The following is an 8,506-nucleotide window of genomic DNA, read 5'->3' on the forward strand; positions in this document are numbered from 1 at the left end:
TGACCGGCGTGCAGATCATGGTCGTGGACGAGGCCGACCGCATGCTGGACATGGGCTTCATCCCCGATATCGAGCGCATCTTCCAACTGACCCCCTTCACGCGCCAGACCCTGTTCTTCAGCGCAACGATGGCCCCCGAGATCGAGCGCATCACCAACACCTTCCTGCACGCGCCCGAACGTGTCGAGGTTGCCCGTCAGGCCACCGCCAGCGAGACGATCACGCAGCGCCTGATCGAACTGGCCCCCACCCGCCGCGACCTGGCCGCCAAGCAGAAGCGCGACCTGCTGCGCGCGCTGATCGATGCCGAGGGCGAGGGGCTGACCAACGCCATCATCTTCTGCAACCGCAAGACGGACGTGGACATCCTGTCCAAGTCGCTGGCCAAGCACGGATATGACGCCGCCCCCATCCATGGCGACCTGGACCAGAGCCAGCGGACCCGCACGCTGGAATCCTTCCGCGACGGCAAGCTGCGCCTGCTGATTGCCTCGGACGTGGCGGCGCGTGGCCTCGACATCCCGGCCGTCAGCCATGTCTTCAACTATGACCTGCCCAGCCACGCTGAGGATTACGTCCACCGCATCGGCCGGACCGGTCGCGCGGGCCGTCTTGGCACGGCCGTCAGCATCGCGACCCCTTCGGACGAGAAGTACCTGACCGCCATCGAGGCACTGCTGAAGAAGTCCCTGCCCCGGGTCGAGATGCCGGAAGGCTTTACCCTTTCGGCCGGTGCGCCCGCCCCGCGTGAACGCGAGCGTGAGGATCGCAAGGGTGGCACGCGTGAGCGTCGCCGCAGCCGTCGTCGCGATGATGACCAGCCCGTCGAGGCGCCCGTTGTCGAGGCGCAGACCGAAGTCCGTCCCGAGCCGCGGCCCGAGCCCCGTCCGGAACCCCGTGCCGAGCCCGCCCGCAAGGAGGAACCGCGACGCGAGGATCGCCGCGAAGGGCGGAACGAGGGTCGCAACGATGGGCGCCGTGACGGACGTCGCGGTTCGCATCAGGAGGGACGCGGCCAGCCTGTGATGGGCATGGGCGATCATGTGCCCCAATTCATGCTGGTCGAACTGCGTGGCCTGGTGTCGGCCGATGCTCCCGAAGCGCCGGAACAGCGCGAACGCCAGCCCGTTCCTGCGGAAGTGGCCGAAGCGCCGGCCAAGTCCTCGCGCCGCTCGCGTGGCCGCCGCAAGCCTGAACCCGCAGTCGAGGCACCGGCCGTCACGCCCGAGGCTCAGGCTGCACCTGCAGCAGCGGAGGCCGATATCGCGCCCCCGCCCGCTGTGACGACCGAACAGCCCGAGCCGCAGGCAGAGACGGTCGAGATCCCGCAGGTTGCAGCGGAACCTGCAGAAGTACTGTCCAAGCCCAAGCGGACCCGCAGCCGCAAGAAGCCAGATGCGGCAGACGGGCCGGAAACAGCCCCGACCGAGGAGGCGCCCAAGCCCAAGCGCACGCGCAGCCGGAAAGCTGCGGCCGAGGCAGAGCCTGCCGCTGTCGCAACGGAGGACGCGGCACCAGTCAAGCCCAAGCGCACGCGCAGCCGGAAAACCGCAGCCGAAGCGGAAGCCGCACCGACCGGGACCGAAGGCGACGCGCCAGCGAAACCCAAGAGGGCGCGCCGCAAGAAGGCCGATCCTGCCCCTGAGGCAAGCGAGCAGCCCAAGGACGCTGACGCCGAGGCATAATGAGCCCACGCCGTTCCAGCCTGCGCCCGCCGCGATTGGCCCGCAGGGGCCGTCCGCCCCTGCGAAAACTGCTGGCAGATTTTCTGCTGGGGCTGGTGGCCGCCCTTGGACTGGCACCCTTCGGTGTCTGGGCGGCCACTCCCCTGGCGCTGGCGGCGCTGATATGGCGCATGGCACGCGCGCGACCCGCTGCGGTCTTCTGGCACGCGCTGGCTGCCGGTTTCGGCTGGTTCGCGCTGGCTCTGCTCTGGATCACCGAACCGTTCCTCGTGGACATTGCCCGACACGGTTGGATGGCGCCATTCGCCCTGCTGCTGATGGCAATGGGCGGCGCGCTGTTCTGGGCGGTACCTAGTTGGATGGCCGCCCGTCTTGCGCCGCACTGGCGTGCGCAGGCGGTGGCCATTCCAGTGGCGCTGGTCCTGTCGGACTGGCTGAGAGGCTGGATCTTCACCGGCTTTCCCTGGGCCCTGATCGGTCACGTCTGGATCGGAACGCCGGTAGGCCAGCTGGCCGCCTGGACCGGGGCCTTGGGCCTTGGGGCGCTGACCATGGCCATGGCGGCGCTGCCGGTGCTGATCTGGCGCCCGCGCCTGCCACGTGGCGCAGGGCTGCTGCCGGGCGCTGCGGTTGCGCTGTTGCTTCTGGGCACCAGCTGGGCAACGGGACTGGCGCGCCTGGCCCAACCTGCTCCTGCCGATACGGATGTGATGCTGCGCCTTGTCCAGCCGAACGCGGCCCAGCATCTGAAATGGGACCCGGAATGGTCCCAGGTCTTCTTTACACGCCTTCTGGACCTGTCTGCCAAGCCAGGCCGCCGCGATCTGGTGATCTGGCCGGAAACGGCTGTAAACTTCCTGCTGGAGGACGCGACCGGCCTGCTTCCGGCCATGTCGCAGGCGGCAGGCGCCCCGCTAGTCATGGGCATTCAGCGGCGCGAGGGCAGCCGTTATTACAACAGCCTCGCGACCGTCGCCCCCGGAGGCGTGGTCGAACAGGTTTACGACAAGTTCCACCTGGTGCCGTTCGGGGAGTACATTCCTTGGGGGGATGCACTGGCCCGGATAGGGGTCACGGCCTTCGCCGCACAGCAGGGGAACGGTTATTCCGCGGGTCCCGGGCCCGCCTTGATGTCGGCGGGCACGGGTCCGGCCTTTCAGCCGCTGATCTGTTATGAGGCGATCTTTCCCCAGCACCTGCGCGGGCTGGAACAGCGGCCGGGATGGTTGCTGCAGGCCACGAACGATGCGTGGTTCGGACGCATTTCAGGGCCTTATCAGCATCTGGCACAGGCCCGCCTGCGCGCCATCGAGACCGGCCTGCCGCTGGTGCGTGCCGCCAACACAGGCGTCAGCGCCGTGATCGATGGCAAGGGCCGCATCCTGCACAGCCTGCGCTTGAACGAGGCCGGCAAGATCGACGCCCTCCTTCCGGGTGCGCTGCCCCCGACGCTCTGGAGCCGCTTTGGCAACACGCCGATGCTGATCCTGCTGGGCGTGGTCCTGCTGGCTGCGCTTCGTCCGCGCCGCCGCGCATGACCTTCATCCTGCCGTAAGAGTCGATGGGGCGCCCGCCCCATCGCCTCAATCGCGGATAAAGCGGCTGTCCTTGATCTGGTCCCAGGCCCAGACCACCTCGGACAGGCGGTCCTCGTCGGACCGGTCGCCGCCGTTCATGTCGGGATGCAGGTCCTTGACAAGGGACTTGTACTGCTTGCGAATCTCGGCGCGGGTCCAGTTGTCCTTGGCCTCGAGGATGTCCAGCGCGCGCCGTTCGGTCGGCGGCAGCTTGCGGGTGCTGGTCTGCGCGCGCGCCTCGGGCGCGGTGCCGTTGGCGCCCAGGATTTCCAACGGGTCGCTGACCCCATGGCGGGCCCACTTGTCCTCTTGCGCGGCGCGGCCGAACGGCTTTGTCGGACGTTCCCACACGGTCGCATTGTCGATGAACTGCTGGAACTCTTCTTCGGACTGGCCCTGGAAGTAGTTCCAGTTCGCGTTGTAGTCGCGCACGTGTTCTTTGCAGAACCAGAAGTAATCATCCAGATTGCGGGGATTCTTGGGGGCCCGGTACTGGCCGGGCTCGTTACAGCCCTCGCGTTCGCAGACCCGGGTGGAGGTCTCGAAGGCGCCGGACATTCCGCGCCGGCCCTTGGACTTGCGCTTCTTGTCCTTGGCGGCGGAAATGTCGAAACCGAACGGGTCGTTCTTGCTCATTTGGGGGCACCTTTGCGACTCGGAGGCGGCAGTTTAGGCTATTTGGCGGCACATGAAAGACCTTGACGGAAGGATATCCCGATGATTGCAGACCAGATGACGCAGCGCTTGGCGCAGCTGCACCCGACCTTGCTGGAGATCCTGGACGAAAGCGAAGGCCATCGCGGCCATTCCGGGTTTCGCGAAGGCGGTGAAAGCCATTTCCGCATCCGCATGGCCAGCCCGGCCTTTACCGGCCTGACCCGGCTGCAACGACACCGGCTGGTGCACGACACCTTGGGCGACATCATGCCGCGCATCCATGCCCTCGCGCTCGAGTTGAACGAAAGCTGAGCCGTTAGCGCCCTCAGGCTTGCTGCACCGGCTGCCCGTCCCTAGAACTCCCGTGAACCCGGAGGAGAGAGGGACGAAGGACATGACCGCACCGAGGGATTTCAATGACCGGATGCTGTCCTTGGGCCTCGCCCGGGTCAGCGAGGCGGCGGCCCATGCCTCGGCCCGCCTCATCGGCCGCGGCGATGAGCGCGCGGCCGACCAAGCCGCCGTGCACGCGATGCGCGACCAGCTGAACATGTTGGACATCAAGGGCGTCGTCGTCATCGGCGAGGGCGAGCGCGACGAAGCGCCCATGCTGTTCATCGGGGAGGAGGTGGGCACCGGCCAGGGACCCGAGGTCGACATCGCGCTGGATCCGCTGGAGGGGACGACCCTGACCGCCAAGGACATGCCCAATGCGCTGACCGTGATCGCCATGGCCCCCCGCGGCACCCTGCTGCACGCGCCCGACGTGTACATGGAAAAACTGGCCATCGGTCCGGGCTATCCCAAGGACATCGTCAGCCTCGGGATGGCCCCGGCCGAACGTGTTCGCGCCCTGGCCCGCGCGCGGGGCGTTTCTGACAGCGACATCACCGTCTGCATCCTGGAGCGCCCACGCCACGAGGATCTGATCGCCGAGATCCGCCAAACGGGCGCGGCGATCCGCCTGATCACGGATGGCGACGTGGCCGGCGTGATCCACACGGCAGAGGCCGAACTGACCGGCATCGACATGTACATGGGCAGCGGCGGCGCACCCGAGGGCGTTCTGGCCGCGGGGGCGCTGAAGTGCATGGGCGGGCAGATGTGGGGAAAGCTGCTGTTCCGCAACGAGGACGAGAAGGGCCGCGCCCGCAAGGCCGGGATCACGGATCTGGACCGCATCTATGCGCGCGATGATCTGGTGACGGCGGACGTGATCTTTGCGGCGACGGGCGTGACCGATGGCTCCATCCTGGCAGGTGTCAAGCGTGAGCCGGGTTACCTTACGACCGAAACGATCCTGATGCGGTCCAAGACCGGATCGGTGCGCCGGATGATCTATCGCAATCCGATCAAGTAGGGTAAGGGAGGCGCCGAGGGGCCGTATCCCCCACCTGCAATCAAAGACGAGGCAACGTGGCGTTTCTGGGAATCGACAGCTCGCTGACCGGGCGGCGCTGGATCGGCCCCGAGGCTGACATGGAACGGCGGGCCGAAGGATTGGCCCAGCAGGCCGCCTTGCCCCTGCCCGTGGCGCGTGTCCTGGCCGAAAGGGCGGTCGAGCCGCAGGATGTGCCGGGTTTTCTGGCCCCCAGACTGCGCGACCTGCTGCCCGATCCGCTCTGCCTGCGCGACATGGCCCTCGCGGCCGAACGCCTGGTCGAGGCAGCCGTGTCAGGCCAGCGCATTGCGATCTTTGCGGATTACGACGTCGATGGTGGGTCGTCCGCGGCGCTGCTGCTGGATTGGCTGCACCGGCAGGACCGGCAGGCGACGCTCTATATTCCGGACCGCATCGACGAAGGTTATGGCCCCAACGTTCCCGCCATGACGGCCCTTGCCAGCCGGCATGACCTGATCGTCTGCGTGGATTGCGGAACCCTGAGCCACGATGCCTTGGCCGCCGCCTCCGGTTGCGACGTCATCGTGCTGGACCACCACCTTGGCGGCGAAACCCTGCCCCCTGCGCTGGCGGTGGTGAATCCCAACCGCATCGACGAGGATGGCACCTTGGGGCATCTTTGCGCTGCCGGGGTCGTGTTCCTGACGCTTGTGCAGGCGGGGCGCGTCCTGCGCACAAGGGGACTGCCCGAGCCGGACCTCATGTCGATGCTGGATCTGGTCGCGCTGGCAACCGTGGCCGATGTGGCGCCACTGGTCGGGGTGAACCGTGCCTTTGTCCGGCAGGGGCTGGCCATCATGGCCCGGCGGCAGCGTCACGGGCTGGTGGCCCTGTCCGACATCGCCCGGCTGGACGGGCCACCGGCGGCCTTTCATCTGGGCTTTCTGCTGGGACCGCGCATCAACGCCGGCGGGCGCGTCGGCCGCGCCGATCTGGGGGCACTGTGCCTGTCATGCCGCGACCCTCAGGATGCCGCCCGCCTGGCGCAGCAACTGGACGACCTGAACCGCGACCGCCGCCAGATCGAGGCTGCCGTGCGGGCCGAGGCACTGGCGCAGGTCGAGGCGCGCGGTGACGGACGTTTGTCCTGGGCGGCAGGTCCCGGCTGGCATCCCGGTGTCGTCGGCATCGTCGCCGCGCGGGTGAAGGAGGCAACGGACCTCCCCTCGGTCGTGATCGGCGTCGAGGGAGGCATCGGCAAGGGCAGCGCGCGATCGGTGCCTGGCGTCGATTTGGGCCGCGCGATCCAGCGGCTGGCGCGCGAGGGCCTCTTGGTCAAGGGCGGCGGGCACGAGATGGCGGCGGGCCTGACAGTGGCCCAGGACATGATCGTCCCTGCGATGGAGCGTCTGGCCGATCTGATCGCAGGCGATCTGGCGGGACGGACAGGCGCGGGCGACCTGCGCATCTCGGGCCTTCTGGAGCCTTCGGGCGCCACGCCGCAGGTTTATCGCATGTTGGAGGATGCCGGCCCCTTTGGTCAGGCCGCCCCTGCCCCGCGCTTTGCCTTTGCGGACCAGCTGATCGACAGCGCGGCCACCATGGGGGACCGGCACCTGCGCCTGCAGTTCCGCAGCCCCGGTGCCCCTGCACTGGAGGCCGTGGCGTGGGGGGCGATGGACGGGCCGCTTGGTCCGGCCCTGATCGGCGCCAAGGGCCGGCGCTTTCATCTGGCGGGCAAGCTGGAGCTGTCCACCTGGGGCGGGCGCGAGCGCCTGCGCCTGCGGCTTGACGATGCGGCCCCGGTCTGAGGCAACCCGCGCCCGATCAAAGGGTTGTTCTGTTCAACGGCCGATCGCGCCGCTAACCTTCGCAGAACGACGCCAAAGGACACAACGATGAAACTGACCTGGCTTGGCCATTCGGGCTTCCGGCTCGAAATCGAGGATGCCGTCATCCTCATCGACCCGTGGATGACCGGCAATCCCGCTTTTCCCGAGGGCGCGCGCGACGAAGCGGTTCAGGGCGCAACCCATATCCTGCTGACCCATGGCCACGGCGATCACAGCGGTGACACGCTGACACTGGCGAAAGAGCTGAAAATTCCCGTTGTCGGCATCTATGACCTGATGAGCCATTGGGAAAACACCGAAAGCATCAAGACCATCGGCTATAACAAGGGCGGCACGGTGGATCTCGGCGGCGCCAAGGTGACGATGGTCAATGCCAGCCATTCCAGTTCGATCCCCGGCACGGATGGGCCGCTTTATGCAGGCCACGAGGCGGGATACATGATCGCGGGGGATGGCCATGTTCTTTATGTTTCAGGTGATACGGACATCATGGCCGACATGGACTGGATGGGGGACCTGCACAAACCCGACATCGGCATTCTCAGCGCCGGCGGTCACTTCACCATGGACATGACGCGCGCGGCCTATGCCGCCAGGCGGTATTTCGACTTCAAGATCGTGATCCCCTGCCACTACAAGACATTTCCCGCGCTGGAACAGGACGCGGCGGCCCTGATCGAAGGACTGCCGGGCGTGCGCGTGATCGAACCCGACGTCATGAAGGCGATCGAGCTGTGAGTTTCCAGAGTTTCGACGACCCGGCCGGTGGCGGCAATCACGCAGCCCGTCTGGACGCCCTGCGCGGCGTGATGCGTGACGCGCAGCTGGTGGCTGTCATCGTGCCCCGTGCCGACGTTCATCAGGGCGAATATGTGGCCGATGCGGATGCGCGGCTGGCTTGGCTGACCGGGTTCACCGGCAGCGCCGGCTTTGCCATCGCAACGCTGGATCGTGCCGGCGTCTTCATCGATGGCCGCTACCGGGTTCAGGTGCGCGGCCAGATCGACCTGCGCCACTTCACCCCTGTCCCCTGGCCCGAAACGCGCCCCTCCGACTGGCTGCGCGAAGCCTTGCCCCAAGGGGGACGCGTGGGTTTCGACCCGTGGCTGCACACGCGGCGCGAGATCGAGACCATGGAGGCCGCGCTGGAGGGCAGCGGTCTGGCACTGGTCGCGCTGGACAGCAACCCTGTCGATGCGGTCTGGCCGGACCGTCCGGCCCCGCCCATGGGTGCCGCCCGCATTCATGATGAGACGTTGGCCGGCGAAACGTCGGCCCAGAAGCGCGCCCGCCTGGCGGCGGAACTGAAGGCAGCAGGTCAGGCGGCGGCCCTGCTGACCCTGCCCGACTCGATCTCCTGGCTTCTGAACATCCGGGGCAGCGATCTGCCCA

Annotated in this window: 7 protein-coding genes and 1 pseudogene; 7 read left to right on the forward strand and 1 reads right to left on the reverse strand. The window is 67.5% G+C overall.

Translation table 11 applies throughout. From position 1 onward, the window contains the following. Positions 1-1,100: pseudogene (locus tag ACLHHB_RS09205) on the forward strand (DEAD/DEAH box helicase); the annotation flags it as partial. Positions 1,101-1,684: 584 nt separating this feature from the next. After that, positions 1,685-3,223: an apolipoprotein N-acyltransferase gene (gene lnt / locus ACLHHB_RS09210; RefSeq protein ID WP_410217981.1), complete on the forward strand. Its 1,539-nt coding sequence runs from the start codon at positions 1,685-1,687 to the stop codon at positions 3,221-3,223. Between the two features lie 45 nt (positions 3,224-3,268). Here the strand turns inward: lnt and ACLHHB_RS09215 are convergent, their stop codons facing one another. Beyond that, positions 3,269-3,898, reverse strand: coding sequence for a DnaJ domain-containing protein (locus ACLHHB_RS09215; protein ID WP_410217982.1), 630 nt, complete (start codon positions 3,896-3,898; stop codon positions 3,269-3,271). Positions 3,899-3,979: 81 nt separating this feature from the next. Between ACLHHB_RS09215 and ACLHHB_RS09220 the strand changes: the two genes are divergently transcribed. The 5 genes from ACLHHB_RS09220 to ACLHHB_RS09240 all read left to right on the forward strand — a co-directional run. After that, entirely contained in the window at positions 3,980-4,231 is a 252-nt protein-coding gene (locus ACLHHB_RS09220) for a BolA family protein (protein ID WP_410217983.1), read from the forward strand. A gap of 82 nt (positions 4,232-4,313) precedes the next feature. Continuing rightward, positions 4,314-5,279, forward strand: coding sequence for a class II fructose-bisphosphatase (gene glpX, locus ACLHHB_RS09225; protein WP_410217984.1), 966 nt, complete (start codon positions 4,314-4,316; stop codon positions 5,277-5,279). 56 nt (positions 5,280-5,335) lie between these two features. After that, positions 5,336-7,072, forward strand: coding sequence for a single-stranded-DNA-specific exonuclease RecJ (gene recJ / locus ACLHHB_RS09230; protein ID WP_410217985.1), 1,737 nt, complete (start codon positions 5,336-5,338; stop codon positions 7,070-7,072). 87 nt (positions 7,073-7,159) lie between these two features. Further along, positions 7,160-7,852: a metal-dependent hydrolase gene (locus ACLHHB_RS09235; RefSeq protein ID WP_410217986.1), complete on the forward strand. Its 693-nt coding sequence runs from the start codon at positions 7,160-7,162 to the stop codon at positions 7,850-7,852. Next, on the forward strand, positions 7,849-8,506 hold a 658-nt coding region (locus tag ACLHHB_RS09240; RefSeq protein WP_410217987.1), incomplete at its 3' end, for an aminopeptidase P family N-terminal domain-containing protein. The genes ACLHHB_RS09235 and ACLHHB_RS09240, both read left to right, overlap by 4 nt.

Source organism: Paracoccus sp. (in: a-proteobacteria), assembly GCF_046462195.1.
Classification (GTDB): domain Bacteria; phylum Pseudomonadota; class Alphaproteobacteria; order Rhodobacterales; family Rhodobacteraceae; genus Paracoccus.